General features: G+C 65.3%; 25 protein-coding genes. 4 read left to right on the top strand and 21 right to left on the bottom strand.

Annotated elements, in window-relative coordinates; translation table 11 throughout:
- Positions 1-47 precede the first annotated feature (47 nt).
- From L6D89_RS21600 to L6D89_RS21510, 19 genes are all read right to left on the bottom strand, one after another.
- Positions 48-1,151, bottom strand: coding sequence for a DegT/DnrJ/EryC1/StrS family aminotransferase (locus L6D89_RS21600; protein ID WP_236201134.1), 1,104 nt, complete (start codon positions 1,149-1,151; stop codon positions 48-50).
- Positions 1,148-1,564: a sugar 3,4-ketoisomerase gene (locus L6D89_RS21595; protein ID WP_236173886.1), complete on the bottom strand. Its 417-nt coding sequence runs from the start codon at positions 1,562-1,564 to the stop codon at positions 1,148-1,150. Before L6D89_RS21595 ends, L6D89_RS21600 begins: the two co-directional genes overlap by 4 nt.
- 16 nt (positions 1,565-1,580) lie before the next feature.
- Entirely contained in the window at positions 1,581-2,336 is a 756-nt protein-coding gene (locus L6D89_RS21590) for a class I SAM-dependent methyltransferase (protein ID WP_236173884.1), read from the bottom strand.
- A gap of 2 nt (positions 2,337-2,338) precedes the next feature.
- Entirely contained in the window at positions 2,339-3,727 is a 1,389-nt protein-coding gene (locus L6D89_RS21585) for a hypothetical protein (protein WP_236201133.1), read from the bottom strand.
- On the bottom strand, positions 3,720-4,460 hold the full coding sequence (locus L6D89_RS21580) for a class I SAM-dependent methyltransferase (protein ID WP_236201132.1): 741 nt from the start codon (positions 4,458-4,460) through the stop codon (positions 3,720-3,722). Before L6D89_RS21580 ends, L6D89_RS21585 begins: the two co-directional genes overlap by 8 nt.
- Entirely contained in the window at positions 4,453-5,370 is a 918-nt protein-coding gene (locus tag L6D89_RS21575) for a GNAT family N-acetyltransferase (protein ID WP_236201131.1), read from the bottom strand. Before L6D89_RS21575 ends, L6D89_RS21580 begins: the two co-directional genes overlap by 8 nt.
- Before the next feature lie 158 nt (positions 5,371-5,528).
- Positions 5,529-6,800, bottom strand: a complete 1,272-nt coding sequence (flgL, locus tag L6D89_RS21570; protein WP_236201130.1) for a flagellar hook-associated protein FlgL — start codon at positions 6,798-6,800, stop codon at positions 5,529-5,531.
- A 21-nt stretch (positions 6,801-6,821) separates the two neighbouring features.
- Complete coding sequence (flgK, locus tag L6D89_RS21565; protein WP_236201129.1) at positions 6,822-8,849, bottom strand: flagellar hook-associated protein FlgK; 2,028 nt, start codon at positions 8,847-8,849, stop codon at positions 6,822-6,824.
- Positions 8,850-8,861: 12 nt separating this feature from the next.
- The gene (gene flgJ, locus L6D89_RS21560) at positions 8,862-10,103 is read right to left on the bottom strand and encodes a flagellar assembly peptidoglycan hydrolase FlgJ (RefSeq protein WP_236201128.1); all 1,242 of its coding nucleotides are present in this window, start codon (positions 10,101-10,103) and stop codon (positions 8,862-8,864) included.
- 10 nt (positions 10,104-10,113) lie between these two features.
- A complete protein-coding gene (locus L6D89_RS21555; protein ID WP_236173871.1) occupies positions 10,114-11,202 on the bottom strand; it encodes a flagellar basal body P-ring protein FlgI in 1,089 nt (362 codons plus the stop codon).
- Positions 11,203-11,270: 68 nt separating this feature from the next.
- Positions 11,271-11,963 carry a flagellar basal body L-ring protein FlgH gene (flgH, locus tag L6D89_RS21550; RefSeq protein ID WP_236173869.1) on the bottom strand — a complete coding sequence of 231 codons (693 nt, stop codon included), beginning with the start codon at positions 11,961-11,963 and terminating at the stop codon, positions 11,271-11,273.
- Between the two features lie 63 nt (positions 11,964-12,026).
- Entirely contained in the window at positions 12,027-12,812 is a 786-nt protein-coding gene (flgG, locus tag L6D89_RS21545) for a flagellar basal-body rod protein FlgG (RefSeq protein ID WP_236173867.1), read from the bottom strand.
- Positions 12,813-12,868: 56 nt separating this feature from the next.
- Positions 12,869-13,618: a flagellar basal-body rod protein FlgF gene (flgF, locus tag L6D89_RS21540; protein WP_017520255.1), complete on the bottom strand. Its 750-nt coding sequence runs from the start codon at positions 13,616-13,618 to the stop codon at positions 12,869-12,871.
- Positions 13,619-13,870: 252 nt separating this feature from the next.
- Complete coding sequence (locus L6D89_RS21535) at positions 13,871-15,376, bottom strand: flagellar hook protein FlgE (RefSeq protein ID WP_236201127.1); 1,506 nt, start codon at positions 15,374-15,376, stop codon at positions 13,871-13,873.
- A 27-nt stretch (positions 15,377-15,403) separates the two neighbouring features.
- Positions 15,404-16,102 (bottom strand): flagellar hook assembly protein FlgD, encoded by a 699-nt coding sequence (gene flgD / locus L6D89_RS21530; protein ID WP_236173863.1) that lies wholly within the window; start codon positions 16,100-16,102, stop codon positions 15,404-15,406.
- Between the two features lie 19 nt (positions 16,103-16,121).
- Complete coding sequence (gene flgC / locus L6D89_RS21525) at positions 16,122-16,568, bottom strand: flagellar basal body rod protein FlgC (protein WP_017520252.1); 447 nt, start codon at positions 16,566-16,568, stop codon at positions 16,122-16,124.
- A 5-nt stretch (positions 16,569-16,573) separates the two neighbouring features.
- A complete protein-coding gene (gene flgB, locus L6D89_RS21520; protein WP_236173861.1) occupies positions 16,574-16,981 on the bottom strand; it encodes a flagellar basal body rod protein FlgB in 408 nt (135 codons plus the stop codon).
- 374 nt (positions 16,982-17,355) lie between these two features.
- Positions 17,356-18,177 carry a protein-glutamate O-methyltransferase CheR gene (cheR, locus tag L6D89_RS21515; protein WP_024764333.1) on the bottom strand — a complete coding sequence of 274 codons (822 nt, stop codon included), beginning with the start codon at positions 18,175-18,177 and terminating at the stop codon, positions 17,356-17,358.
- Positions 18,178-18,299: 122 nt separating this feature from the next.
- Positions 18,300-19,238 carry a chemotaxis protein CheV gene (locus tag L6D89_RS21510; RefSeq protein WP_236173859.1) on the bottom strand — a complete coding sequence of 313 codons (939 nt, stop codon included), beginning with the start codon at positions 19,236-19,238 and terminating at the stop codon, positions 18,300-18,302.
- 136 nt (positions 19,239-19,374) lie between these two features.
- On the opposite strand from L6D89_RS21510, the gene flgA reads away from it, so the two are divergent.
- The 4 genes from flgA (at position 19,375) to L6D89_RS21490 (ending at position 21,890) form a co-directional block, all read left to right on the top strand.
- A complete protein-coding gene (gene flgA, locus L6D89_RS21505; protein ID WP_236174015.1) occupies positions 19,375-20,064 on the top strand; it encodes a flagellar basal body P-ring formation chaperone FlgA in 690 nt (229 codons plus the stop codon).
- A 142-nt stretch (positions 20,065-20,206) separates the two neighbouring features.
- On the top strand, positions 20,207-20,518 hold the full coding sequence (flgM, locus tag L6D89_RS21500; protein ID WP_236173857.1) for a flagellar biosynthesis anti-sigma factor FlgM: 312 nt from the start codon (positions 20,207-20,209) through the stop codon (positions 20,516-20,518).
- Between the two features lie 44 nt (positions 20,519-20,562).
- Positions 20,563-21,024: a flagella synthesis protein FlgN gene (locus L6D89_RS21495; protein WP_236173855.1), complete on the top strand. Its 462-nt coding sequence runs from the start codon at positions 20,563-20,565 to the stop codon at positions 21,022-21,024.
- Positions 21,025-21,140: 116 nt separating this feature from the next.
- Complete coding sequence (locus L6D89_RS21490) at positions 21,141-21,890, top strand: flagellar brake protein (protein WP_236201126.1); 750 nt, start codon at positions 21,141-21,143, stop codon at positions 21,888-21,890.
- A 43-nt stretch (positions 21,891-21,933) separates the two neighbouring features.
- Here the strand turns inward: L6D89_RS21490 and L6D89_RS21485 are convergent, their stop codons facing one another.
- The gene (locus L6D89_RS21485; RefSeq protein WP_236201125.1) at positions 21,934-23,274 is read right to left on the bottom strand and encodes an MFS transporter; all 1,341 of its coding nucleotides are present in this window, start codon (positions 23,272-23,274) and stop codon (positions 21,934-21,936) included.
- A gap of 258 nt (positions 23,275-23,532) precedes the next feature.
- A complete protein-coding gene (locus L6D89_RS21480; RefSeq protein WP_236201253.1) occupies positions 23,533-24,771 on the bottom strand; it encodes a glutamine synthetase family protein in 1,239 nt (412 codons plus the stop codon).
- Between the last annotated feature and the right edge of the window lie 315 nt (positions 24,772-25,086).

Genomic DNA, 25,086 nt, shown 5'->3' with positions numbered 1-25,086 from the left:
AGAATGACTCACGCCCGGCCACTGCCAGGGCGAAGGTAACGTGCCGTTCAGGCCGACTCGAAGCGACGGATCTGCAGGCCGACACGGTCGATATCGTCCAGCGTCAGGTGCGGCCCGATGGGCAGGCTCAGCACCTCGCTGTGCATCTGTTCGCTGATCGGCAGGCTCAGTTGCCGCTCGGCATACGCCTGCTGCCGATGGGGTGCGATCGGGTAGTGGATCAGCGCGCCAATTCCGCCGTCAGCCAGCCACTGCAGCAAGGCGTCGCGGCGGCCATGGCGGATCACGAACAGATGCCAGACCGGCTCACACTCGGGCAGTACTTCCGGCAGCCGTACGCCCGCCACACCGGCGAGCAGCTCGCGATAGCGCGCGGCCTGGGCACGGCGCTGCTGGTTCCAGCCATCCAGGTGCGGCAGCTTGATGTTGAGCAATGCCGCCTGCATCTCGTCCAGGCGGTGGTTGAAGCCGATGCGCTGATGCACGTAGCGCCGCGGCGAGCCGTAGTTGCGCAGCAGGCGGATCGCCTCGTCCAGCGCGCTGTCATCGGTGACCACCGCTCCCGCATCGCCCAGCGCGCCGAGATTCTTGCCCGGGTAGAAGCTGAAGGCCGCCGCATCGCCCAGCGTGCCGGCACGCCGCCCGGCATGACGCGCGCCATGGGCCTGGGCGGCATCCTCGATCAGTTTCAGGCCATGCCGCCGGGCAATCGCCGACAGCGCCGGCATGTCGGCGGTCTGCCCGTAGAGGTGCACGGCGATGATGGCCCGGGTGCGCGGCGTAATCGCCTGTTCGACGCGGGCAGGATCGATGTTGCAGGTGGCCGGATCAGGTTCCACCGGCACCGGCGTCGCGCCGCAATGCGACACCGCCAGCCAGGTGGCGATGAAGGTGTTGGCCGGCACCAGCACCTCGTCCCCCGGGCCGATGCCGAAGGCCTGGAGAATCAGCTGCAGGGCATCCAGGCCATTGCTCACGCCAATGCAATGGCGTGCGCCGCAATAGTCGGCGAAGCCGCGTTCGAAAGCCTCGACCTGCGGCCCCAACATGTACTGACCGGAGGCCAGGAAGCTGGCGAATGCCGCCTGCATCTCAGCGGCCAGCGGCTCATGCACGGCCACCAGATCGAGGAAGGGAACCTTGTCGCTCACTTGGCGCCACCCCGGACAGTGTCGATGAACTCCTGGTAGTCATAGATGTAGTCCTTCGGGCTGTAGTGCGCCGAGGCCAGCACCATGCACACCGAGCCGGAGGAGAAGTTGTCGATCTCGCGCCAGATCATCTTCGGCAGGTAGAGCCCGTAGTACGAGCGGTTCATGTGGACCTTGCGGCGGTTGTAGCCGTCATCGAGGGTGATGTCGAAGCTGCCGGACATCGCGATGATCATCTGCTCCAGCTCGAAATGCGCATGGCCACCCCGGCTGGCGCCACCTGGCACGTCGTAGAGGTAGTAGACGCGCTGGATGTCGAACGGCGTGTGCTTGCCACCCTCGATGAAGCTGAGATTGCCACGGATGTCGTGAACGATGGGCAAGTCCTGCAGCTGGCATTTTTCCAGGGACATAGGGGCTCTCCGTCGCTCAGCGGCGATCGATCATTCGGGCACGCACGCCCAGGTTGGCCATCAGGGCGGCGGGCAGCTGCTCGCTCAGTCGGTTCAGGCCATCGATGAGTTGCGGGCTGTAGTCGAGCATCATCGAGTTGGGCAGGGTCTTGAGGAAGAAGCCCTTCTCTTCGAGCACTTCGAAACCCGCTCGCTGCAGATGTTCACGCAGCGTCGGCAGGTCGTAGACCCGCTGGTGGCCGACGAGATGGTCGCGCGGGCTCAGCGAATCGAGCTGTGGCTGCAGCCCCATGAGGACCGCGAGGCGACGGTGCAGCGACTCGCGGTTGGGTACGACGACGATCAGCTCGCCGTCCGCACCCAGCCAGCCGCGCATGTGTTCGAGCAGCGCCACCGGGTCGTCGACATGCTCCAGCACATGCAGCGCCAGCACCTTCTGGTAGGGCTGTGGCGCTTCGTAGTGCTCGAACAGGCTGTGGATCGCCTCGACACCGGGGTAGTCCGCACGCACTCGCTGCACCAGGCTGGCCGCGCCCTCGAGCACGGCGTAGTGAGCGGCCTGGCCACTCAATCGCGACAGGGTGATGCCGTCGCCGTAGCCCAGTTCGAGCACGCGGTCGTCGTCGCTCAGCAGGCTTGCCAGCCAGTCGCAGCAGTATTCCTGGCAGGCGCTCTCGATGAACTTGTCAGGCACCGCGTCGTTGAGGTGGTAATCCCTGGCGATGCGCTCGAGCTCTTCAGGGGTGACAGTGGCGGAATTCTGGCTCGGCATGGCTAGCTCCATTGCTCGGCAAGCTTGAGGCCCTGGATGATCTGGTCGTTCAGCGAGGCAACCCCCAGGCCCAGCAGGCTGCCGGTAAGCGCGAAGCGGGCATCGCCGGCAATCGCTCGCTGCAGGCTGGCGCAAACCTCCTGCGCGGCGGCGTTGGGCAAGGCCAGCGCATTGCGCGCCTGCAGGTGGCGCAGCACGACGAAATCATCGGGATGACGGATAACCCCCAGCTCGGCCAGTTCGCCGAGCAGTTGGGGAAGCGGGTGCCCCGCATCGGCCGCCGGATAGCGACGGCTGAAGTAGTCGGGGTTGCACTCCAGGCTCACTCGGTGCCATTGCGGGTCGAGCCCGGCGACGGCATCGTGGTCGGTGACGCGGAACAGCGCGAACTGTGCGTCGGCCACCAGCAGGCAGGTGGTTTTCTGCGGCAGGTGCTCGCGGGCCACCCGGCCCAGCACCAGGCTCACCGATGCGGCCGGCGGTGGCTCGGCGGCCGGCTGCCCGAGCAGCTCGGCGGCGCGTTGCGGCGCCACGCCCAGGGCCACGCGGTCGGCGGCCATGCTCTGGCCGGCAAGCCGGGCAACCAGGCCCTCCGGCGTGCGCTCAAGGCCTTCCAGCGGCGCGGCATCGATGCTCACCCCGCTCGCCTGCAGGGCCTCCAGCAGGCCCTCGACCAGAGCGCCCGAGTAGCCCTCGCGGGCAGCGCGGAAGCGGTATTCGGGCAGCCCGTGGTCCTCGCCGGCAAAGGCCTTGCTCAAGGTCTGCGGGTAGTACAGCGGCAGCCAGCCCAGGCGGTGATAGCGCGCAAGGATCTGCGCCGAGGGAACGCCGAGGATCTTCTCGCACAGCGGCTCGAACACCTGCCGGTGCAGGGTCGCCCCGTGGTTGACCAGGGAGGCTTCGGCATAGCTGGCACGATCGTAGGCAGGATGGGTGATCTTGCCGGCAGCATGCAGCGGGTGGTGGCTATCGACCTGCGCGAGTTCATCCAGCACCTTGCCGGCTTCGGGCCAGTCGGCGAAGCGCTCCAGCCGATTGGCCATGATGAAGTCCGGATGCCGGGCGCCACCGCTGTGAACCTGCGGCGTCGGCACGTCCAGCGTGGCGACGAAGCGCTCGAGATAGTCCCCGGCCAGTGCCGTGAAGCGCGCGCAATCGTTGCGCCGCGCGGGGTCGTAGCCCTGCACGTCGGCGCTCTGCGGCACGCGCGAGTCGTGCTCGAACAGCACCATGCCGATATCGAAGCCCTGCCCGTCCAGGCGCATGCCGGCGAAATGCCCCCCGGCCGGCTTGCCGTCCAGCAGCAGGCGCACCGGGCGCCCGCGCTCCGCCAGTTGCAGCGCCGCCACCAGCAGCGCCAGGTTATTGCCGATCAGCAGGGTCTCAGACATGGGCCAGCCTCGCATTGACAAAGATTTCCGAACCACAGCCCGGCAACCTCCGCGCCAGTCCGTAGAGTCCTTCCAGATGCGCCGGGGTGAGGAAACCGCTGTCGCACAAGGTCTGCATCTGCGCGTGGGTGAAGGGCTTGATGAAATAGCTGCCGCTGTCCTGCACTTCGAACCCGGCACTGGACACCAGGGCACCCAGGCTGGCCAGGTCGAAGGTGGAGTGCTGCTGCATCCGTTGCTGGGTCGCGGAGCGCTCGAAGGGGTCCTCGATCAGGCCCATTTCCACCGCCAGCAAGCGATGCAGGGAGTAGGCGTTGGGCACGTTGACATGCACCAGGGTGTCGGCATGGCAGTGCCGGCGCACGGCTTGCAGCAACGCCTGCGGGTCAGCCACTTCATGCAGAAGACTGCTGAGCACGATGAAGTCGAAGCCGCCTTCACGCAAAGGCTCCGGCACCTCCTCGAGAAAGCCCTGGACGACCTCGACGCCCTGGCGTGCGCCCGCCAGCTCACGGGCGTGCGCGGCGAACTCGGCGGACGGCTCGACCACCGTCACCTCCAGCGCGGCTGGCAGGTCCTGGAACAGCGGGCGCAGGCCGCAGCCGATTTCCAGCAGGGTCGAGGGTGCCTGCAGGGATACCTGCTCCAGCACGAGGCGGCGGCGGAACGCCAGTTGCGTCGCCTCGAACGGCAGGGCGTGGTACTCACGGCTGTAGGATTCGATATCACGCATCGAAGGTTTTCTCCAGACGGAACTTGAGCGACTCCTCGAAGCCCAGGCCGCGCTTGAAAGCGATGAGGCCGGGGTTGAGTTGCAGATCCAGCGTCGAAGTGCCGGCGTCCAGCAGCGCAACGCCGCGACGCTGGCAATCCTCGTAGATGCTCTGCGCCAGCAGGGCTACCGGGCTGTACTGGGCAAAGCCGGGGCGATCGCCCCAGTAGAAGACGTAGAGGACCTGCGGCGTGAGCTGCAGGCAGATCGCCGCGGCGACCAGCTCCTGCTGCCGATGGCAGCCGTAGAGCGCCACGGCATCAGGGAACAGCGCCTGCATCTGCTCCAGCTGCGCGAGTTGCATGGTGACGGGAAACCCACGCGCCGCGCGGTTCTCGGCAATCACCGCATAGGCTGCCGGAAGTTCCCCGGCGGGCAGCGCAGCTGCGCTGAAACCTTCGCGCTGGCATTTGTTCAGGCGTTTGCGATTGGCGTGATTGAGGCGTTCGGGGAACGGCCGTTGGTCCACCGGCAGGCCGTAATTGAGGTCCACCAGCGACTCGCGAAAGCCCAGCGAGCGCAGCAGGAAATACTCCACCGCGCCATCGGCCATGGCGTGCTGGGCCGGCGGCAGAAGCACTTCGAGCGTCCGCGCGCCCTGCCCGGCGAGGCAGGCGGTAACCTCTGCGAGGAACTCGGCCAGGACCTCCGGGCGTATTCCGTGGCTGCAGCTCAAGCCGCCAAAGGTGCCACGCGCAGGGCTGCGCCAGACCTGCTCGCGTACCCGGGTAAAATGCAGCGTGGCGCAGGCCCGGCCGTCGACCACCCATTGGAAGTAGTGGCCGTCGCCTTCGGCGTGCAGGCGGAAGAACTCTGCACGGTTGAAGAGATGCAGGCCTTCCTGGGGGAGAAACCGATCGATGACGAGCAAGCTGTGATCTCCAGGCGGCAGGCTGGGCAATGCGTCGCCCGGCATGACCGCTGCTGAACCCTGGAGCCCGTCGCCGTGCGGCTGAAGCCAGCCGGTTTTTTGACGAGAGCCCCGATGTCCAGGCTATGGAGCAAGAACCAAGCCAAGCCGCCGGTGGATCAGTTGAGGTAGTTGAACAGGCTCAGCCCGCTGATCTTCACGTAGCTCTGCTGCGCCGCCTGGAGGATGGTCGACTGCATCGACAGGCGCGACAGCGCCTCGGGGAAGTCCAGATCCTGCAGGTCGGAGATGACGCCGGTGTTCACCAGTTTCACGTCATCGATGAAGGTCTCGGTGGAGTCGATCACATTCAGCCGCGCGCCGATCTTGCCCTGGCCCGAAAGCACCTGGGTATTCACCGAGTCGAGGTTGGAAAGGGCGATGGCCGTCGCGTCGCGGATCCGGTAGTTGCCTTCCTGGTCGTCAGTGGCGCTGGACAGCGCCTTGCGCAGGTCGGCCACGACATTCAGCAGGCCCTTCTTCTCGGTGGACGGGTCGCGGTTGATGGTGAAGGTATCCCCCGCCGCCGGCTTGCCGTCGATCTGCACCTTGACCCCACCGTATTCGATGAAATCGTTGGTCTGGGTGTTGTCGTCGATGGCGCCGGTCTTCAGCGCGGTGTAGCTGCCCGGCAGCGCCGGGTCGTTGAGGTCGTAGACCTCGTAATTCTTGTCGTCGATGAAGCGGATGCCGATGCCGTCGGTGGCGGCCGGCGGAGTGCTCGAGGGGAAGGTGCCGTCGTAGGCCTGCTTATCGGTGACCAGGCCCAGCGAGACCCGTCCGGTGCCGGTGTTGGTGGCGGCCGCGCCGGTGGTCACGCGATTGGCGTTGGTGGCGCTGTCGAACAGCAGCTTGCCGCTGTCGCTGATGCCCAGGAAGGTGCTGCTGGCGATCTGCAACTGACGCTGGCTCTCGTCGCCCTGGTAGGTGTACGTGCCGTCCGGGTTGCGCACGAAGGGCTGGGTGTCGCCCTGGCTGCCGGAGAACAGGTACTTGCCGCTGGCGTCCTTGCTGTTGAGCAGGTTCATCAGCTCGTCTTCGCGCTGCGAGAGTTCGGTGGCCAGGGAGTTCTTGTCGGTGGAGTCCAGCGCGCCACTGCCCGCCTCGACGGCGATCTCGCGGATACGCTGGATGACGTTGCCGACGGAGCTGAGGATCGACTCCTCGGAGGTCAGGCTGTTCTTGGCCGAGGTGATGTTGCTCTTGTACTGGTCATTCAGCGACTGCTCCTGGCTCAGCTGCAGCAGGCGCACCGAGGCCACCGGGTCGTCCGCCGGGGTGAGGATGCGCTTGCCGGTGCTGATCTGCTCCTGGGTGCGGGTGACGCTGGAGTAGTTCTTCTGCAACCCGCCGACGGAGTTGTTGTACGCCTGGATAGTGGAGATGCGCATGGTCGATTCCTTCGTCAGCTATCAGCGGAACGCGCCGATCAGGGTGTCGAACAACGAACGGGCCACCTGGATGACCTGGGCCGAAGCGCTGTAGTACTGCTGGAACTGGATGAGGTTGGCGGCCTCTTCGTCCAGGTTCACACCCGACAGCGAGTCGCGGTTGTCCTGCGCCTGCTTGAGCACGGTGGCGCTGGCGTCGGCGTTGTTGCGCACCTGTGCGGTCAGGGTGCCGATGCGCTCCACCAGACCGCCGTAGGCGTCGTTGTAGGTCGCCCCGCTGCTGCCGGTGCCGCCGACGGTGGCCTTGCTCTGCAGGCCGGACAGCGCCAGGGCGTTGCTGTTGTCGGAGATGCCCTTGGTGTTCATGCCCAGGGTGAAGCTGTCGCCAGCCTGCGGCACGCCACTGAGGGTGAATTCGTAGCTATAGCTGTTGCCGGTGCCCGGGTCGGTGTAGTCCAGGCGCACGGTGTTGGTCTGCCCGGAGGTGAGGCCGGTGGTCGAGGGCGACACGTAGCTCAGGGTCGCTCCCGCCGGCAGGGTGCCGGTCAGGCTGTTGCTGGTCGCGTCGAAGCTCAGCTTCAGGCCGTTGGCGCCGAACAGGTTCTGCAGGTCGCCGGTGCTGATCGGCGAGGGGCCGCCGGTGAGCTTGGGCTGGCCGATGGCGCCGGTGCCGCGGTTGTTGGTGGTCGATTCGCTGCGTGCGGTACCGGCGAAGGCCAGCTGATCGGCCTTGGTCAGCACCGTGCTGATGTCGGCGGCGCCACGGCGGGTCGGCTGCAGGGTAAAGCCATCGCCAGCCGGCGGCAGCGTCGGCATGGTCACGCTGAAGCCCTGGTCGGTCCCGCTGCCGTCGGCGAAGCTCAGGGTGTAGGGGCCGGTACCGGTGACCGTGACGTTGACCTGCGCGTTGTCGGAGAGACGCCGCGCCGTGAAGTTGTTGCCGTCATATTCCAGGCGGTAGTCGCTGGCGCCCAGCTTGCTGGTGTCGGTGATCTGCAACTGGGCATCCACCGTGCCGCTGTTGGTCGACTGCGCCAGCACGCGCAGGCGCGCGATGCTCGGGTCGTTGATGTTGCCGAACAGGTTGCTGCCGGCATTGCCGGAAAGGTCCAGGCCCTGGCCGAGCTGTTTGTTGACGGTGTCGGCGAAGGTCAGGGCGATCTGCCCCAGCTTGTTGTACGAGGCGTCCAGCGCGGTGTCGCGATAGGCGATCAATCCGCCCATCTGGCCACCGGAAATCTGCGAGGTGATGGTCTGGGTGGCGCTGCCGCTGACCAGTTGCACTTCATAGCGGTTCGGGTCGTTGGTCCCCGGCACAACCTGCAGCGACGAGGTGGTGGTGCCCACCACCAGCGGCTGGCCGGTGCCGATGAACAGGTTGACCGAGCTGTCGTCCTGGGGCACGGCCTGCACACCGATCAGCTCGGAGAGCTTGCGGATGGTCTCCTCACGGGCGTCCATCAGGTCGTTGGGTTGCCCGCCGGCCGCCTTGGCCTTGGCGATGGCGTCGTTGTAGCTGGCAACGCTGGAGGCCAGCGAGTTGACCTGGCTGGCCAGCGAACCGAGCTGCTGGTTGATCAGGCTGTTCTGTTTGTCCAGCTGGTCGTAGAGGGTGTTGAAGGACTTCGACACGCCCTGCGCCTCGGCCAGCAGTGCCTCGCGACCTTCGGTGGCCGAGGGGTTGGCAGCGGCGGTCTGCAGCGCGGCGAAGAACTTCTGCAGCGCCGGACTGATACCGGTGGTGGTGTCGGAGAGCAGCGAGTCGAGCTGTTCGATCTGGCCCTGGAAGGCGCTCAGCTCATTGGACTGGCTGGTGGCGCTGCGCACCTGCGAGAACAGGAAGTCGCTGGCCAGCCGGCGCACGTCCACGACCTGGCTGCCCGAACCGATGTAGCCGGCGCCGCTGTATTGCGGGATGCCGGTCTGCTGCACCGATTGCTGGCGGGAGTAGCCGGGCGTGTTGACGTTGGTGATGTTGTGGCCGGTCACCGTCAACGACGTCTGGCTGGAACGCAGGCCAGACAGGCCAATGGAAAGTAGATCGCTCATCGCTCTTTGTCCTTATCCCAGGGGCGGGGTGTCCGCCGCGGCGACCGCCTGGTAGACCTGCATCTGCTTGGCGATCTGCGACACCTTGCGGGCGTAGTTCGGATCGGTGGCATAGCCGGCCTGCTGCAGTTCCTTCATGAACTGTTCGGGGCGCCGGGTGGAATCCAGAGCGTCCGAGTAGCGGTCGTTGTTCTGCAGGAAGCTCACGTAATCGTTGAAGCTCTGCTCGAAGGAGTCGTAGGAGCGGAACGCCGCGACTTCCTTCACTTTCTTGCCGTTCTCGTATTCGCTGGTCAGCGCCCGTGCGGAGTCGCCTCCCCAGCTGGAGCCGGCCTTGATACCGAACAGGTTGTGGCTGCTGGAGCCGTCCTGGTCGCGAATGATCGATTTGCCCCAGCCGGTTTCCAGGGCGGCCTGGGCCACCAGGTAGCGGGCGTCGACGCCGATGCGCGCGGCGGCCTTCTGGGCCATGGGCAGCATGGTGGCGACGAACTCGTCGGCCGAGGCGAAGGCCGACTTGCCCGGGGCCAGGGGCGGCTGGGCGTACTGGCGGCCGCTGACGTCCTCGGCTGCTGCGGATGCAGTGGCGGCGGCCGCCGCGGCGTCCACTTCCTGCACGGCGCTGGCGAAGGACCTGGAGGTCTGCCAGTCGTTGCCGGCCAGGGGCTTGCCCTGCTCTTCCGACTTCGCTGCGCCCGGCACGATGCCGGCCATCACGCGGTCGGCAAGCTTGCCCGGCAGTGCCAGGCGACGGGCATTGAGCAGCCTGGAGTCGTCGCGGCCCTGCTCGGGTTGCGGCAAGGCCTTGCCGCTGGCATTCACTCCGGTGGTGGACGGCCAGCTGGCGGTGCTGTTGAGCTTCGAATCAGCGCCGGCGACCTGGGCGAAAGGGTTTGCCGCGCCCGTGTGCCGGCCGCCGTTCATCTTCGACAGCTGTCGCGTGAGCACGTCCGACAGGCCGATGCCGCGGCCCTTGGTGGACAGGCTGACGGACAGCTGCTGGTCGTACATTTCCTGGTACTGCTTGGTGGTCGAGGTGTTCATGAAGTTGCCTTCGGCGAGCACGTCGTTGGCCGAGCGCATCGACTTGAGCATTTCATTCATGAACAGCGATTCGAATTCCTGGGCCACCTTGCGGATGTTGCCCTCGCTGTCGCGACCGGCGCCGTTCTTCAGCTGCGCCAGGCGATTGAGGTCGGTGTAGGCCCCGGAATTGGTCCCGGACGAGCCAGCGGAAAGCAGTTTGGCATCCACGTCGGCGTCCTCAGATCACGATCAGGTCGGCTTGCAGCGCGCCGGCCTGTTTCAGGGCTTCGAGAATCGCCATCAGGTCGCTGGGCGCGGCGCCCACCTGGTTAACGGCGCGGACGATCTCATCCAGCGTGGTGCCGGGGCCGAACTTGAACATCGGCTTGGCTTCCTGCTCGGCGTTCACCCGCGAACGCGGAACGACGGCGGTCTGGCCGTTGGAGAACGGGCCGGGCTGGCTGACGATCGGGTCTTCGGTGATGGTCACGGTCAGGCTGCCGTGGGTCACGGCGGCCGGCGACACGCGCACGTTCTGGCCGATCACGATGGTGCCGGTGCGCGAGTTGATGATGACCTTGGCCACGGCTTCGCCGGCCTGCACATCGAGGTTTTCCAGCACCGACATGTAGTCCACGCGCTGGTTCGGATCCAGCGGCGCGCTGACGCGCACCGAGCCGCCGTCGACGGCCTGGGCGACACCCGGGCCGAGCAGCTCGTTGATGCGGTCGACGATGTGCTTGGCGGTGGTGAAGTCCGGGCGGTTGAGGTTCAGGGTCAGGCTGTTGCCCTGGTCGAAGCCGCTCGGCACCGCGCGCTCGACAGTGGCGCCGCCGGGCACGCGGCCGGCAGACGGTACGTTGACGGTGATCTTGGAGCCGTCGCGGCCCTCGGCGTCGAAGCCGCCGACCACCAGGTTGCCCTGGGCCACGGCGTAGGTCTGGCCGTCGATGCCCTTGAGCTGGGTCATCAGCAGGCTGCCGCCGCGCAGGCTCTTGGCGTTGCCGATGGACGACACGGTGATATCGATGACCTGGCCCGGCTTGGAGAACGGCGGCAGGTCGGCATGGATGGACACCGCCGCGACGTTCTTCAGCTGCACGTTGCCGACGTTGGCCGGCACCTTGATGCCGAACTGCGCCAGCATGTTGTTGAAGGTCTGCAGGGTGAACGGCGTCTGCGTGGTCTGATCGCCCGTGCCGTTGAGGCCGACGACCAGGCCGTAGCCGATCAACTGGTTGTTGCGCACCCCCTGGATGGTGGCGATGTCTTTCAACCGCTCGGCGTGCGCCACCGGCACCATGACCAATACACAGAACACCAGCATGACGCAGGAGCGGACTTTGTCCGCGATCGCTACCCACGTTTTTCCAGAGGCCATCATCGTCATCACCCTCAGAACGGGAACAGCGGGCTGAGGAAGAAGCGATCGAACCAGCCCGGCTGGCTCGCATCGGCGAACGCACCGGTGCCCGAGTAGGTGATGCGGGCATCGGCCACCCGGTTGGAGGCGACGGTGTTGTCGGTGGCGATATCGTCGGCGCGGATCATCCCGGCAATGCGCACCAGCTCGTTGCCGGTGTTCAGGGTCATCCACTTCTCGCCGCGCACGGCAAGAATGCCGTTGGGCATGACGTCGGCCACGGTGACGGTGATCGAACCGGTCAGGCTGTTGCTCTGCCCGGCCTGGCTGTCGCCCTTGGCATCGCGCGAGCCGCCGTATTCGGCGCTCAGGCTGAGGTCGCCGCCACCGATGGGATTGTTGGTGGTCAGGCTGCTGCCGAGCATGCCGGTCAGGCCCATCTTGGTCTTGCTGTCCTTGGAGATGTCGGCGCTGGCCTTCTTGCTGGCCTGGGTCTTCTCGTTGAGGGTGATGGTGATGATGTCACCCACGCGGAAGGCCTTGCGGTCGCCATAGAGGTTGTTGTCGAACCCCGTCTGGTAGATCGAACCGTTGTTCTGCGCGGCCGGCATCGGGGTGCGCGGCAGCACCGGAGCGTAATAGGGATCGTCCGGCTTGGGCGGCGGGCTCACGCACCCTGCCAACGCGGCGATGGCCAGCAGCGGAAGGAGGTGGGAACGGTTCATCTACAGCTACCTCTCGGGGAGAGCGACTACGGTTTCACCGGGGCCCGGAAGCCCCGTCATTCATCACAGGTTCTGGGTCACGAACGACAGCATCTGGTCGGCTGTGGAGATGACCTTGGAGTTCATCTCGTAGGCGCGCTGGGTGGTGATCATGTTCACCAGTTCCTCGACCACGTTGACGTTGGAGTTTTCCAGGGTGTTCTGCTGCACCGTGCCCAGGCCGTTCAGGCCCGGGGTACCGACCTGTGGCGCGCCACTGGAACCGGTCTCGAGGAACAGGTTGTTGCCGATCGCCTGGAGGCCTGCCGGGTTGATGAAGTCGGCGGTCTGCAGGTTGCCGATGATCTGCGGCTGCGGGTTGGCGTTGGTGGTCACCGAGACGGTGCCGTCCTGGCCGACGGTGAAGGTCTGGGTCTCGTTCGGCACGACGATGGCCGGCTCCAGCGCATAGCCGTTGGCAGTGACGATCTGGCCATCGGAGTTCAGGTGGAAGCTGCCGTCACGGGTGTAGCCGACGGTGCCGTCGGGCATCAGCACCTGGAAGAAGCCGCGGCCGTTGACCGCCATGTCCAGCGGCTGGTCGGTGGTCTGCAGGCTGCCTTCGGTGAAGTTCTTCTGCGTGCCGACGATGCGCACACCGGTACCCAGTTGCAGGCCCGAAGGCAGCTGGCTGTCCTGGGTGGAGTTGGCACCGGGCTGACGCTTGATCTGGTACAGCAGGTCCTGGAACTCGGCGCGATCGCGTTTGAAGCCGGTGGTCGAGACGTTGGCCAGGTTGTTGGAAATGGTGGTCAGGTTCATGTCCTGGGCGGACAGACCCGTCTTGCTGACCCAAAGTGCCGGAAGCATGTCGATCTCCTCGGACGCCGGATTCGTGGCGCCTCGAACGGTTAATCAGGTTCTTATCAGCTGAATTGCAAAACACGCGCCATGGCTGCCGAATCATCCTCGGCAGTGCGCATCATCTTTACGTGGAGCTCGAACTGGCGGGACAGCGAGAGGATCGAGGTCATCTCTTCCACCGCGTTGACGTTGCTCGCCTCGAGGAAGCCCGACTCGATCTTGGCGTTGGCATCGGCCTGCACCGCCGGCTGGCCGGGCTGCTGCTTGATGCGCACAAGGCCGTCGGCGCCCTTCTCCAGTTGCTTCGGATCGGGGGTGACCAGCTTGATGCGGTCCACCTCGGCCACCACGCTGGGGTTATCGCCCAGGCCGCGGATGCTGATGGTGCCGTCCTCGCCGATGTCGATCTTTTCCTGCGGCGGCACGGCAATCGGCCCGCCATTGCCGATCACCGGCAAACCATCGCCGGTGCGGAGCTGGCCGAGCGCGTCGATTTCCAGGCTGCCGGTGCGCACATAGGCTTCGCCACCATCGGGCGCCTGCACGGCAATCCACGAGTCGCCCTTGGCGGCCACGTCCAGGTCGCGGCCGGTTTCCTGCAGGCTGCCGGCGGAGAAGTCGGTGGCCGGACGCTCGCTCATGGCATAGACGCGCGACGGAAAACTGTCGCCGAACACCTGCATCGAGCGCGCCTGCTCGAAGTCACGGCGAAAGCCGTTGGTGGAGATGTTCGCCAGGTTGTTGGCGTGGGCGCGCATGGCCAGGGTGTTCTGGCTGGCACCGCTCATGGAGACGTAAAGCATCTTGTCCATCGAATCCTCCAGACCCGCGTACGGGTTGTCTTGAAAGCGATAGAGCAAGTGCCGTGCCAGGCCGGATAAATAAAGGCAAATTATTGATATATAAGGGCTTATAAAAAGAAAGGGCCCCTTGAGGGGCCCTTGGAAGCCATTGGCGGCGACGGTCTGCCGCCACCGGCAAGGGGAGATTTGCCGCCCGCGCCGTGATACCGGCGCGGTGCTCGCCGCCCTCCTCCCATGCCGGGAGCGCGAGGGCGTCGGCGATCAGCGCAGGTTGATGATGGTCTGCGTGACGGCGTCTTCGGTCTGGATGGTCTTGGCGTTGGCCTGGTAGTTGCGCTGGGCGACGATCAGGTCCACCAGTTCGTTGGAGAGGTCGACGTTGGACGCTTCCAGCGAGCCGGACTGCAGGGCGCCGAGGGTGCCCGAGCGCGGCGTGCCGACTACCGGCTCGCCGGACTCCGAGGACTGCACCCAGGAGGTCTTGCCGATCGGGGTCAGGCCCTGGACGTTGGCGAAGTTCGCCAGCACCACCTGGCCCTGCACCTTGGACTGGCCGTTGGTGTAGCGGGCGAAGATGTTGCCTTCGTCATCGATTTCCAGGCCCGACAGCTGGCCGGTGGTGTAGCCATCCTGGTTGACGCTGTTGACCGCGAAGGCAGTGGCGTACTGGGTCGACTTGCGGATGTCCAGGGTGATGCCGCCGGCATTCGCGGTGGCGCCGTTGGCGCTCCAGGTGGCCGGGGTCTTGCCGTCGGAGATCGCCGGGACCCAGTCACCCATCACCAGGGTGCCGTCGGTGGGATTGATGGTGAAGGCGTCGCCGGTGCCGTTGTTCACCGGAGTCTGGGTCAGCAGTTGGCCCGCCGGGCTGAAGGTCAGGTTCACCTGGTAGGGGCTGGTGCCCATGCCGCTGACCGCAGCCAGTACGCTGGCCGGAGTGGCGCCGGTAGCCGCGGCGGCAGCGTTGGCAGCATCGATGGCGGCCTGCGATGCGCCGGAGCCGGCAACGGCGGCAGCAACGCTGGCCGGAGTCGCACCGGTAGCCGCGGCAGCCGTGGTGGCCGAGGTGATGGCGGTGGTGTCGTCGGTCGGGCTGGCCGGGTTGCGGCCATCCACCAGCACGCTCATGGTCCAGGTGTTCGCCCCGGTCTTGGTGAAGTACTGGGTCATGACATGGGCGTTGCCCTGGCTGTCATAGATATTCACCGAGGTCGAGGAGTTGTAGGTGGTCGGGTCGCTGGAGTTGAACGGAGTGACCGTCGGCGCAGTGTTGGTGGAGTTCAGGTTGAAGGTCTGGCTGACCTGGGTGGTCGCCTTGGGCGCCTGGTTCGAGGTTTCGATGCGCAGGTCGCCGACCACGCCGCTCTGCAGTTGGCCCTGGGCGTTCACCGGGTAGCCCTGCAGGCGGTAGCCGTTGTTGTCGACCACGTAGCCGTTCTTGTCGGTACCGAAGTAGCCGGCACGGGTGTAGCTCACCGCACCGTTGTTGCTGGTGACGAAGAAGCCGTTGCCGTTGATGGCCATGTCCAGGGCGTTCTGCGTCGAATCGATGGTGCCCTGGTTGAACAGTTGCGACACATTGGACAGCAGCACGCCGCTGCCCACCGGGTTGCTGCCGCTGCCCAGCACGGAGGCCGCATAGACGTCGGAGAACTCCGCGCGGGACTGCTTGAAGCCCACGGTGCTGGCGTTGGCGATGTTGTTGCCGGTGGTGTTGAGGTCACTGGAAGCGGCCTTGATACCGCTGAGCCCGATATTGAAAGACATGCTTAGCTCCTGGTCGGTATCGCCGACTTACTGGCCAATGATCTGGACTTTGGACAAGCCGATGCTGCCCAGTCCGGCGAGGTTGAGAGTCAGCTCGCCGCCGTTCTGCCCGAGGGTCACGCTGTCGACGTTGGCCGGCAGGAAGGTGGTCAGGCCGTAGGTCTTGCCCTCGTAGTTGGTCTGCGCTTCGAACCGGTAGCGGCCGGGCGGCATGAGATTGCCGCTGGAGTCCTTGCCGTCCCACATGAAGTTGACGTTGCCGGCGGTCTGCTGGCCCATGTCGACGCGGTTCACCAGGGTGCCCTTGTCGTCATAGACGTTGACCCAGCTGTTGGCGGTGGAAACCGGCAGGGTATAGGTGCCCTTGAAGGTCTCGGCGGTATCCACCATCGATTTGTCGGTCGGCACGATCACCTTGCGGCCCACCAGCGACGAGGCCTGCAGGGCCTGGGACGACTGGTAGTTGGAGAGCACGCTGTCCATGCTGGTGTTCAGCGACTGGATGCCTTCCACGGTGCTGAACTGCGCCAGCTGGGCGATGAACTCGCCGTTTTCCTGGGGCGACATCGGGTCCTGGTTGTTCATCTGCGCCACCAGTAGCTTGAGGAACTCGTCCTTGCCCAGACTGCTCTTGCCAGTCGTGCCGCTACTGCTGCTGTCCTTGTTGATCGCATACTGGTCCAGAACCGAGCTGGAGCCGTTGATGCCACTGTTGTCGATGCTCATCGTGCTCTTTCCTCAGCGCTTACTGACCCAGGGTCAGGACCTTCTGCATCATCTGCTTGGCGGTGTTCATCATTTCCGCGTTGGTCTGGAACGAGCGGCTGGCGGAGATCATGTCGGCCATCTCCTCCACCACGTTGACGTTCGGGTAATAGACGTAGCCATCCTTGTCGGCGGCCGGGTGGTTGGGCTCGTAACGCGGCACCAGCGAACTCTTGTCTTCCACCACACCCAGCACCTGCACACCGGAACCGGCCTGGTCGGTCTCGCCGAACAGCGAGCCCTGGTCGCCGCCGCCCTGTGCCTGCTGGAACATGGTGGCGAATACCGGATGGCGGGCACGGTAGGTCTGGTCGACGCTGGACGACACCGTCTCGGCGTTGGCGATGTTCGAGGCGGTGGTGTTCAGACGGGTGGTCTGGGCACTCATGCCGGTACCGGCGATGTTGAAGACACTGGCGAGCGACATGGCGATTACTCCCCGCGCAGGGCGTTCATCAGCCCTTTGAACTTGCTGTTGAGGAAGGTGAACGAGGCCTGGAACTGCACGGAGTTCTCCGCATAGTTGGACTGTTCGATCTGTTCATCGACGGTGTTCTGGTCGATCGACGGCTGGGTCGGATTGCGGTACTTGAGCGACTCGTCACCCATGCCGAAACCGTCGGCGGCAATGTGATGCGCGTTGGTCAGGGTGGCGCTGAAGGTGCCGTTCTTCATCTTGTCCGACTGGGCCGCCAGCACCGAGGCGAAATCCAGGTCGCGCGCCTTGTAGTTGGGCGTGTCGGCGTTGGCCAGGTTGTTGGCCAGGACTTCAGCGCGCTGGGAGCGGAAGCTCAGTGCTTGCTGGTGGATGCCGAGGGCTTTGTCGAAGCTGATGCTCATGGTCACGAACCTGTTTGCCGGTGTGGGCTTGCGAACACTTCAGCAAGGTGCGTGCCAGATACGCATACCCTTTATTTTCAAAGGCTTGAGGGAACATCGAGAGCGGCAAAGGGCGGCAAACAGCGGCAAGCGGCAACCAACTTCCTTGCCGCTCAGGGCAAGGCGGCAAGCTTTGCCGCCCTTCCTTGCCGGTCAATTTGTAGGAGCGAGCTTGCTCGCGAACCTCGCCACGCTGCGCAGTCTGTTCGCGAGCAAGCTCGCTCCTACAGAAACAGCACACGAAGTCGATGACATGCGGCGATCAGCGGACGGAGACCGCGATCGGGTGATTGCAATTGCAGGAACCCCGCCCGAACAGGCGGGGCATCAGCCAATCACTTGGCCTTGTAGATGATCCCCGGGCTGCACTGGACCATCTGGTAGTGGTCCGGCAGCGCGTTGAGCGCCTCGGATGCGCCGAGGAACAGATAGCCGCCGGGCTTGAGCGTGGCATGGATGCGCAGGAGGATGTCGCGCTTCACCTCGGCCGAGAAATAGATCAGCACGTTGCGGCAGAACACCATGTCGAACTTGCCCAGCGTGGCGTAGCTATCCAGCAGGTTCAGCGCGCGGAACTCCACGCGGCTCTTGATCGCCGGCTTCACCGTCCAGCGCCCCGGCGTCTTCTGGTCAAAGTAGCGCGCCAGGCGCTCCTGTGACAGGCCGCGGCCGATCGCCAGGCTGTCGTACTCGCCAGCCTTGCAGGCGCTGAGCATCGAGCCGGACAGGTCGGTGGCAACGATCTGCACACCCGCCTTGAGCTGGCCGAGGTTGGTGCGTTCGAACTCGTCGATGGCCATCGACAGCGAATAAGGCTCCTGCCCCGACGAACAGGCCGCCGACCAGATGCGCAGGCGCTGGCCGGGCGCGGCCTTGATCATCTCCGGCAGTACGCGGTTCTTCAGCACCTCGAAGGGGTAGGTATCGCGAAACCACAGGGTCTCGTTGGTGGTCATGGCGTCGACCACCTGCTCGCGCAACTGGCTGCGCATCTGGATCTTCTGTACCAGCTCGCCCAGGGACTTGATGCCCTGCTGCTCCATCAACTTGTTCAAGCGGCTGGAGACCAGGTACTGCTTGTTGGCGCCCAGGAGGATGCCGCAGGTCTTCTCCAGGAAATCCCGGAACAGCTCGAATTCAGAATTGGTGGATGTCACAGATAAGCCTCTTTGCTCGTGGACGGCTGCCGGCAAACACGACGACAACTGCCTGACCGGTGCTCAAAAAACCATAGACGATGCGGGCGGCACCGGCGCCACCCGCATCTCGTCACGCCGGATCAGGCGGTCGCACCGTCCACTGCCTTGATGCGGTCCGACACGCGGGCCGCCAGGTCATCAGGACGGAACTTGGCAAGGAAGTCGTCAGCGCCGACCTTTCTCACCATCGCCTGGTTGAACACCCCGGACAACGAAGTATGCAGGAGAATGTGCAGATCCTGCATGCGCGGGTCGTGACGGATTTCCGCCGTGAGCGTGTAGCCGTCCATTTCCGGCATCTCGATATCCGAGATCACCATCAACAGATCGCTGCCCGGATGCCCACCGGCTTCCACCATCTGGCGCAGATAATCCAGCGCCTGGCGGCCGTCGTTGAGCGCCAGCACTTCCACGCCGACGGTCTCCAGGCAACGCACCAGCTGCTTGCGCGCCACCGAGGAGTCGTCCACCACCAGCACGCGCTTGCTCACCGCACGGGCCTGGGTCTCGGCATCCAGCACGCCGTCGGAGATGTCCTCCGAGGTCGGCGCCACTTCGGCGAGGATTTTCTCCACGTCGATGATTTCCACCAGCTGGTTGTCCACCCGCGTCACCGCCGTCAGGTAGTGATCGCGGCCGGTCCCCTTGGGTGGCGGATGGATCGACTCCCAGTTCATGTTGACGATGCGCTCCACCGAGTGCACCAGGAAACCCTGCACCTTGGTGTTGTACTCGGTGATGATCACGAAGCTGTTGGCGACGTCCCGCAGGGCATGCCGCCCCGTGGCCAGCGCCAGATCGAGGATCGGAATGGTGCCGCCGCGGATGTTCGCCACCCCGCGCACCACCTGGCTGGACTTGGGCATCACGGTCAGGCGCGGGCACTGCAGCACCTCTTTCACCTTGAACACGTTGATCCCGTACAGCTGGCTGCCGTTCAAGCGGAACAGCAGCAGTTCGAGACGATTCTGGCCAACCAGCTGCGTACGCTGGTTGACCGAATCCATGACTCCGGCCATTGAGCCTCCTGTGCACGCAACGCCGCCCGACTCACGAAGGCGGCATGACCATTGCTTGGATCGTTGCATGAAACAGGCAACGACATTTTTCCGACAGCTGAGACCCGCGCGCGCCCTGGTGGCTGCGCTGCTCGGCATGACGGGTGCGCTGACCCTCTCCCCGGCTGGGGCGGAAGGCTTCACTGCGCCTGAAATCCTTATCGGCTCCACCCAGGGCTTTCTTGAGTTCAAGGTGGAAGATTATCTGCAGACTTCCGGCATAGACGCACGCTACGAGATCGAAGTCGCACGCATCGACCCCCGCCTGCGCCTGGCGCAGTGCGACAAAGACCTGACGCAGGCGCTGGAAAGCCCGGCACAGCCCGTTGGTCGGGTCACCGTGCGAGTGCGCTGCGACGGCAGCTCACCCTGGACGGTGTTCGTGCCGGCCACGGTCAAGCTGTACCGTCAGATTGTCGTCACCACCCAGCCGCTCAAGCGCGACCATGTGATCGAGGCCGCCGACATCAGCGTCGTCGAGCGCGACGTCGGGCCGCTGACCCAGGGCTACCTGACCGACCCCGAACGGGCGCTGGGACAGAAGCTCAAGCGTGCGACAGTCAACGACCAGGTACTGGCGCCGATCTTCCTCGAGCAGGCGGCGGCCGTGCGCAAGGGCGAGCAGGTGGTGATCCGTGCCCGCACCAGCGCGATCAATGTACTGATGCCCGGCGAGGCGTTGTCCGATGGCGTTCCCGGCGAGCAGATCCGCGTGCGCAACCTGCGCTCGCAGCGTATCGTCAAGGCTCGGGTGATCGAGCCGGGGACCGTCGAAGTCACCCTGTAGCCCTGCGGTTTGCAGCCATTTCTGGCATGATGAAGGCAGGGCTGCGTAATTTGTGTTCGGGCGCACGAAATTTCGACCTAAAGTTTTCCAGCGGACGGCCGAAAAGCTTGGCAAGCGTCCAATACCTCCAGAGGTTTCCAACATGGTTATCGACTTCAACCGGCTGAACCCGGCCACTACGCCAGCCACCACTGGCCGTAGCGGTGCCGCCCAGAGCGGTCGCAGCGAAGCCGCCGCCGAGTCCTCCGTCAACGCCCCGGCCAAGAGCGGCGAAACGGTGCAGCTCAGCGATACCGCGCAGCAGCTGCAGAAAGTGAGCGATCAACTGAAGGACCAGCCCGTGGTCGACAATGAGAAAGTGGCTCGCATCAAGGCGGCCATCGCTGACGGCAGCTATCAGGTCGACAGCCAGCGGGTGGCCGGCAAGCTGCTCGATTTCGAATCCCAGCGCTGAGTCCGACTCACGCTGGACCACCCTCGTAGAACGCCGAGCCCAAGATGTCTGACGCCCTGCTTTCCCTGATCAATGGCGACATCGAAGCAGCCAGTGCGCTGCTGCAGCTGATCGACGACGAGTTCCAGGCGCTGCAGGTGCGCGACCTGGCCCAGCTGCAGAAGCTGCTCGATCGCAAGCTGCCGCTGCTCCAGCAGCTCGAGCGCAATGGTCGCGAACGCAGCCTGGCGCTCCAGCAGGCCGGCGTGAGCATCGACCGCGAGGGTCTCGCCCAGCTCGCCCAGGCCCAAGGCAACGGCGAACTGCTGGCGCGCGGCGACCAACTGGCCGCCCTCCTCGACCAGTGCCAGGAAGCCAACCAGCGCAACGGCAAGATCATCCGCGCCGGCCAGGCCAGCACCGGGCGTCTGCTCGATATCCTGCGTGGGCAGGATACTCCCAACCTCTACGACCGCCGTGGCGGCTCGACCCAGAGCAGCCGCCAGCGCCCGCTCAGCCAGGCCTGACTGCCACCGTTTGCAGACAGGCAGCGCTGGTCTGAGCGCACGCCCTAGGGCAAAATGCCATCACCTGCCCTGCCCCGTGCAAGACTCATAACAAACACAATGGAGACCCGCGGACCGTGTCCAATCTGTTCGCCGAGGAAAATGGCCCTCAACCACCGAAGGTGTTGAAAGCTCCGGTGGAGATCCACGCCAGCCTGAAAATGCTGATGGACAGTCACGATCCCCTGGTAGTCACCTTCGAAGGTCGCAGCCGGCGCTTCCAGAGCTTCGTCGTCGAGGTCAACCGGGAACGCAACATCGTCGCCCTCGACGAACTGATCCCCAACGATGGCGAACGCTTCCTGCAGAACGGCGAGCAATTCCGTATCGAAGCCTTCCATGAAGGCGTGCGCATTGCCTGGGAAAACACCCAGAACGCCTTCTTCTCCGAAATCGACGGCGCGCGCTGCTACTGGCTGCCAGTGCCGGCCGAGATGCTCTATCACCAGCGCCGCAACGCCTTCCGCGCCCCCGTGGGCCAGGGCCAACCGGTAGCCGTGGAAATCGGCGGCAGCAAACTGAAGTCGCCGCTCAAGGGCAACCTCATCGATATCTCCGCCACCGGCTGCAAGATCCGCCTGGAAGGCAACGCCGCCGAGCGCCTGCAGCCCGGGCAGATCTACGAGGAATTCACCGCGCGCCTGCCCTTCGGCGCCCTGACCATGGAAGTCGAACTGCGCCACGTGCATTTCGAGGACAAGGTCGGCTACAGCTTCGCCGGCGTGCGCTTCCACCAGATGAGCGGCCTGGCGCAGCGCAACATCGAGCGTTTCGTCTACCAGTTGCAGCGCGAAGCCCGGCGCTTCGAGAAGGACGAGCTGTTCTAGCCCATCCGGGGCGGCAACCCCTTGCCGCCCTCGCCTTGCGGCCTCACGCGGGCCGGCTTTCTTCCTCTGCTTCGGTTGCCACCTCGGGCACCGGCGCACTGCTGTCGTTGCCCTTCATCTGCTCTTCCACGGCGGCTTCGTCGACCCGTGGGTCGAGGGCGGCGGACAGCGGCGAGGAAGCCAGGCTGTCCGGCGTGGCGACGTGCTTGACCGGTGCCTCGTCGACCCGGTGCACACCACTGACCTTCTCCGGGCGCACGCGCCAGATCAGGATCAGCGAGCAGGCGCAGACGAACGCGTAGAGCATGTTGGCGCCGAAGGCCTTCATCAGCGCACCGGCCGCCAGCGGGCCGATACAGGCACCGACACCGAAGGTCACCAGCAGCATCGCCGTGAGCGAGACGCGCCGCTCACCCTCGACGTGGTCGTTGGAGAAGGCCACCGCCAGGGGATAAAGGGTGAACTGCACCAGGCACACCAGGAAGCCCATCGGCAGCAGCAGCGCCAGGCTCAGCGGCGGCACCGGCAGCAGCGGCAACAGAGCCAGCGGCAGAGCCACCACCAGCAGCAGGATCGCCGCGTTGCGGATCAGCACGGCGCGGTCGATGCGGTCCGAGAGCCAGCCCAGCGGCCACTGCACCACCAGCCCGGCAAAGATGCAGCCGCCCATGAACAGGCCGATCTCCTCGGTGCTCAGGCCTTGCCCCACCGCATAGAGCGGCGCCAGGCCATAGAACGAACCAACCACCAGCCCGGACACCAGCACCGTGGTCAGCGACTGAGGCACCCGCTGGATGAAGAAGCGCGGCTCCAGCGGCGCCGGGCGCAGCGGCGCGGGGTGGACCTTGTGGGTGATCGCCACCGGAATCAGCGACAGCGCGAAGCACAGCGCGATCAGCATCGGCAGCTCAGGCCCCAGCCCCGGGTGCACCACCAGCACCAACTGGCCAAGCACCAGCCCCAGGTACGAGGCGACCATGTAGCCGGCAAACACCAGCCCGCGCTGGCGCGCCTCGGCCTGTTCGTTGAGCCAGCTCTCGATGACCATGTACTGGCACATCATCCCCAGGCCGATGGCGACCCGCAGCACCAGCCAGAAGCCGATCCACGGCAGCAGGCCGATGCCCAGCACGGCGGCGGTGACCAGCCCGCCACAGGCGACGTAGGCGCGGATATGGCCGACGCGGGCGATCAGCCGGTGGCCGATCTTGCCGCCCAGCACCAGGCCGAGGTAGTAGGCGGCCATCATGGCGCCGATCCACAGCCCATCGACCTTTTCCGCGCCCAGGCGCAAGGCGAGGTAGGTACTGAGCAGACCGGAACCGGTCAGGAGCATGACGGCGGCGAAGTACAGAGCGCGGAAGGCAGTGACGATCCGAAGCATTGGACCTCCTGGTCCAGGACAACCCCGGCACAATGTCCGGGCAGCGGAAAGCGGGACTTGCCGTGACACATTAGAGGCTGCCAATGGGCGCGTCGAGAGCCCTGCCGGGCCCGGAATAGCGAGCGTCGCGCGCAGTGAAGCAGGTCAGTTCGAAGGATACCGGCGGGATGAACGAGGATGGCTTGAAGATCGCCTGGAGATGTCTGCCGATCACAGCTGCACCGGTTTTCGGTGCAGCTGTGTCAGCGCGCCCGCGAATCAGGCCTGGGCGGCCAGGACGCGGCGCTCCCACGGGGTGATTTCGTCGAAGAAGCTGGTCAGCTCCATGGACTTGGTCGCGCAGTAGCCATCGATGAACTCGTTGCCGAACACCTCGCGGGCCAGTTCGCTGCGTGTCAGGCGCTGCATCGCGTCGTACATGGTGCAGGGCAGCAGCAGCTCATCGGGCACCTCGAACTCGCCCTGGATCGGCGCAGTCGGCTCCAGCGCGTGCTCGATGCCATGCAGGCCGGCAGCCAGGCTCGCGGCGATGGCCAGGTAGGGGTTGGCATCGGCGCCGGCCAGGCGGTTTTCCACCCGCCGGGCCACCGGAGCACTGGCCGGAATGCGCAGGCCGGCGGCACGGTTGTCATGCGACCAGCAGGCGTTGTTCGGCGAGGCGTAGGGATGGCACAGGCGCTGGAAGGAGTTCACGTTCGGTGCGAACAGCAGGGTGAAGTCCGCCAGGCAGGCCTGCTGGCCGCCGATGAAATGGCGGAACGCCGGCGTGGCCTCGCCCTGGGCATCGGTGAAGATGTTGCGGCCTTCGCCATCGACCACGCTCTGGTGGATGTGCATCGAACTGCCCGGCGTGTGCGCCAGCGGCTTGGCCATGCACACCACGATCAGGCCGTGCTTGAGCGCGACTTCCTTGAGCAGGTGCTTGAACAGGAAGGTCTGGTCGGCCAGCAGCACCGGGTCGCCATGCAGGAAGTTGATCTCGAACTGGGTGGTGCCCATCTCGTGCATGAAGGTGTCGCGCTCCAGCCCCACCGCTGCCATGCAGCGGTAGACGTCCTGGAAGAACGGCCGCAGGCCGTTGTTGGAGGACACGCTGAAGGCCGAGTGGCCGATCTCGCGGCGCCCGTCGAGGCCGAGCGGCGCCTGGAAGGCTTCGTTGGCATCGGGGTTGGGGGCGAACACGAAGAACTCCAGCTCGGTCGCCACCACCGGGCTCCAGCCGTGTTCGGCGTAGCGCGCCACCACCTGCTTGAGCAGGCCGCGGGTGGACAGGCCGGAAGGCTTGCCGTCGAGTTCCACCGCGTCGCAGATGGCGAAGGCGCGGGGCTCGTCGCTCCAGGGCAGGCGATGGATCTGGGTGGGCTCGGCGATCAGCGCGAGGTCGCCGTCGTCGCTACCGTAATACTTGGCGGGCGGGTAGCCGCCCATGATGCATTGCAGCAGGACGCCGCGCGCCAGCTGCAACCGGCGCCCGGTGAGGAAGCCCTCGCCGGTCATCACCTTGCCACGCGGCACCCCGTTGAGGTCGGGGGTGACGCACTCGATCTCTTCCACTCCAGCCAGATGTTCGGCGAGCGGGATTCCTAGATCGTTACTCATGACTTCTTATCCTTGTTCTTCTTGTCCGTGTCACAGGACGCCGCGCGAGGTGCGCGAGCCCGTACAAAATACGCACCACGCGTTCGATATTTCAAGCGGGCATGAAACGAAGCAATCGCACCGAGTTACCGGAAGAACACGACGTAGGATGGTGTGGAGCGCAGCGATACCCATCAATCCCGCGCACCGACAGCATGGGTATCGCTGCGCTCC

Source organism: Pseudomonas pseudonitroreducens (assembly GCF_021603645.1).
Lineage (GTDB): Bacteria > Pseudomonadota > Gammaproteobacteria > Pseudomonadales > Pseudomonadaceae > Pseudomonas > Pseudomonas pseudonitroreducens.
This window is presented reverse-complemented; position numbering and strand designations above follow the sequence as displayed.

What these genes read in the sequence shown, in the direction of transcription:
- L6D89_RS21595 (WP_236173886.1), bottom strand. Translation starts at nt 1,564, where the DNA reads ATGTCCCTGGAAAAATGCCAGCTGCAGGACTTGCCCATCGTTCACGAC.
- L6D89_RS21590 (WP_236173884.1), bottom strand. Translation starts at nt 2,336, where the DNA reads ATGCCGAGCCAGAATTCCGCCACTGTCACCCCTGAAGAGCTCGAGCGC.
- L6D89_RS21585 (WP_236201133.1), bottom strand. Translation starts at nt 3,727, where the DNA reads ATGTCTGAGACCCTGCTGATCGGCAATAACCTGGCGCTGCTGGTGGCG.
- L6D89_RS21580 (WP_236201132.1), bottom strand. Translation starts at nt 4,460, where the DNA reads ATGCGTGATATCGAATCCTACAGCCGTGAGTACCACGCCCTGCCGTTC.
- flgL (WP_236201130.1), bottom strand. Translation starts at nt 6,800, where the DNA reads ATGCGCATCTCCACTATCCAGGCGTACAACAACTCCGTCGGCGGGTTG.
- flgK (WP_236201129.1), bottom strand. Translation starts at nt 8,849, where the DNA reads ATGAGCGATCTACTTTCCATTGGCCTGTCTGGCCTGCGTTCCAGCCAG.
- L6D89_RS21555 (WP_236173871.1), bottom strand. Translation starts at nt 11,202, where the DNA reads ATGCTGGTGTTCTGTGTATTGGTCATGGTGCCGGTGGCGCACGCCGAG.
- flgH (WP_236173869.1), bottom strand. Translation starts at nt 11,963, where the DNA reads ATGAACCGTTCCCACCTCCTTCCGCTGCTGGCCATCGCCGCGTTGGCA.
- flgG (WP_236173867.1), bottom strand. Translation starts at nt 12,812, where the DNA reads ATGCTTCCGGCACTTTGGGTCAGCAAGACGGGTCTGTCCGCCCAGGAC.
- flgF (WP_017520255.1), bottom strand. Translation starts at nt 13,618, where the DNA reads ATGGACAAGATGCTTTACGTCTCCATGAGCGGTGCCAGCCAGAACACC.
- L6D89_RS21535 (WP_236201127.1), bottom strand. Translation starts at nt 15,376, where the DNA reads ATGTCTTTCAATATCGGGCTCAGCGGTATCAAGGCCGCTTCCAGTGAC.
- flgD (WP_236173863.1), bottom strand. Translation starts at nt 16,102, where the DNA reads ATGAGCATCGACAACAGTGGCATCAACGGCTCCAGCTCGGTTCTGGAC.
- flgC (WP_017520252.1), bottom strand. Translation starts at nt 16,568, where the DNA reads ATGTCGCTCGCCAGTGTCTTCAACATCGCCGGTACCGGCATGAGTGCC.
- flgB (WP_236173861.1), bottom strand. Translation starts at nt 16,981, where the DNA reads ATGAGCATCAGCTTCGACAAAGCCCTCGGCATCCACCAGCAAGCACTG.
- L6D89_RS21510 (WP_236173859.1), bottom strand. Translation starts at nt 19,238, where the DNA reads ATGGCCGGAGTCATGGATTCGGTCAACCAGCGTACGCAGCTGGTTGGC.
- flgA (WP_236174015.1), top strand. Translation starts at nt 19,375, where the DNA reads ATGACGGGTGCGCTGACCCTCTCCCCGGCTGGGGCGGAAGGCTTCACT.
- flgM (WP_236173857.1), top strand. Translation starts at nt 20,207, where the DNA reads ATGGTTATCGACTTCAACCGGCTGAACCCGGCCACTACGCCAGCCACC.
- L6D89_RS21495 (WP_236173855.1), top strand. Translation starts at nt 20,563, where the DNA reads ATGTCTGACGCCCTGCTTTCCCTGATCAATGGCGACATCGAAGCAGCC.
- L6D89_RS21485 (WP_236201125.1), bottom strand. Translation starts at nt 23,274, where the DNA reads ATGCTTCGGATCGTCACTGCCTTCCGCGCTCTGTACTTCGCCGCCGTC.
- L6D89_RS21480 (WP_236201253.1), bottom strand. Translation starts at nt 24,771, where the DNA reads ATGACCGGCGAGGGCTTCCTCACCGGGCGCCGGTTGCAGCTGGCGCGC.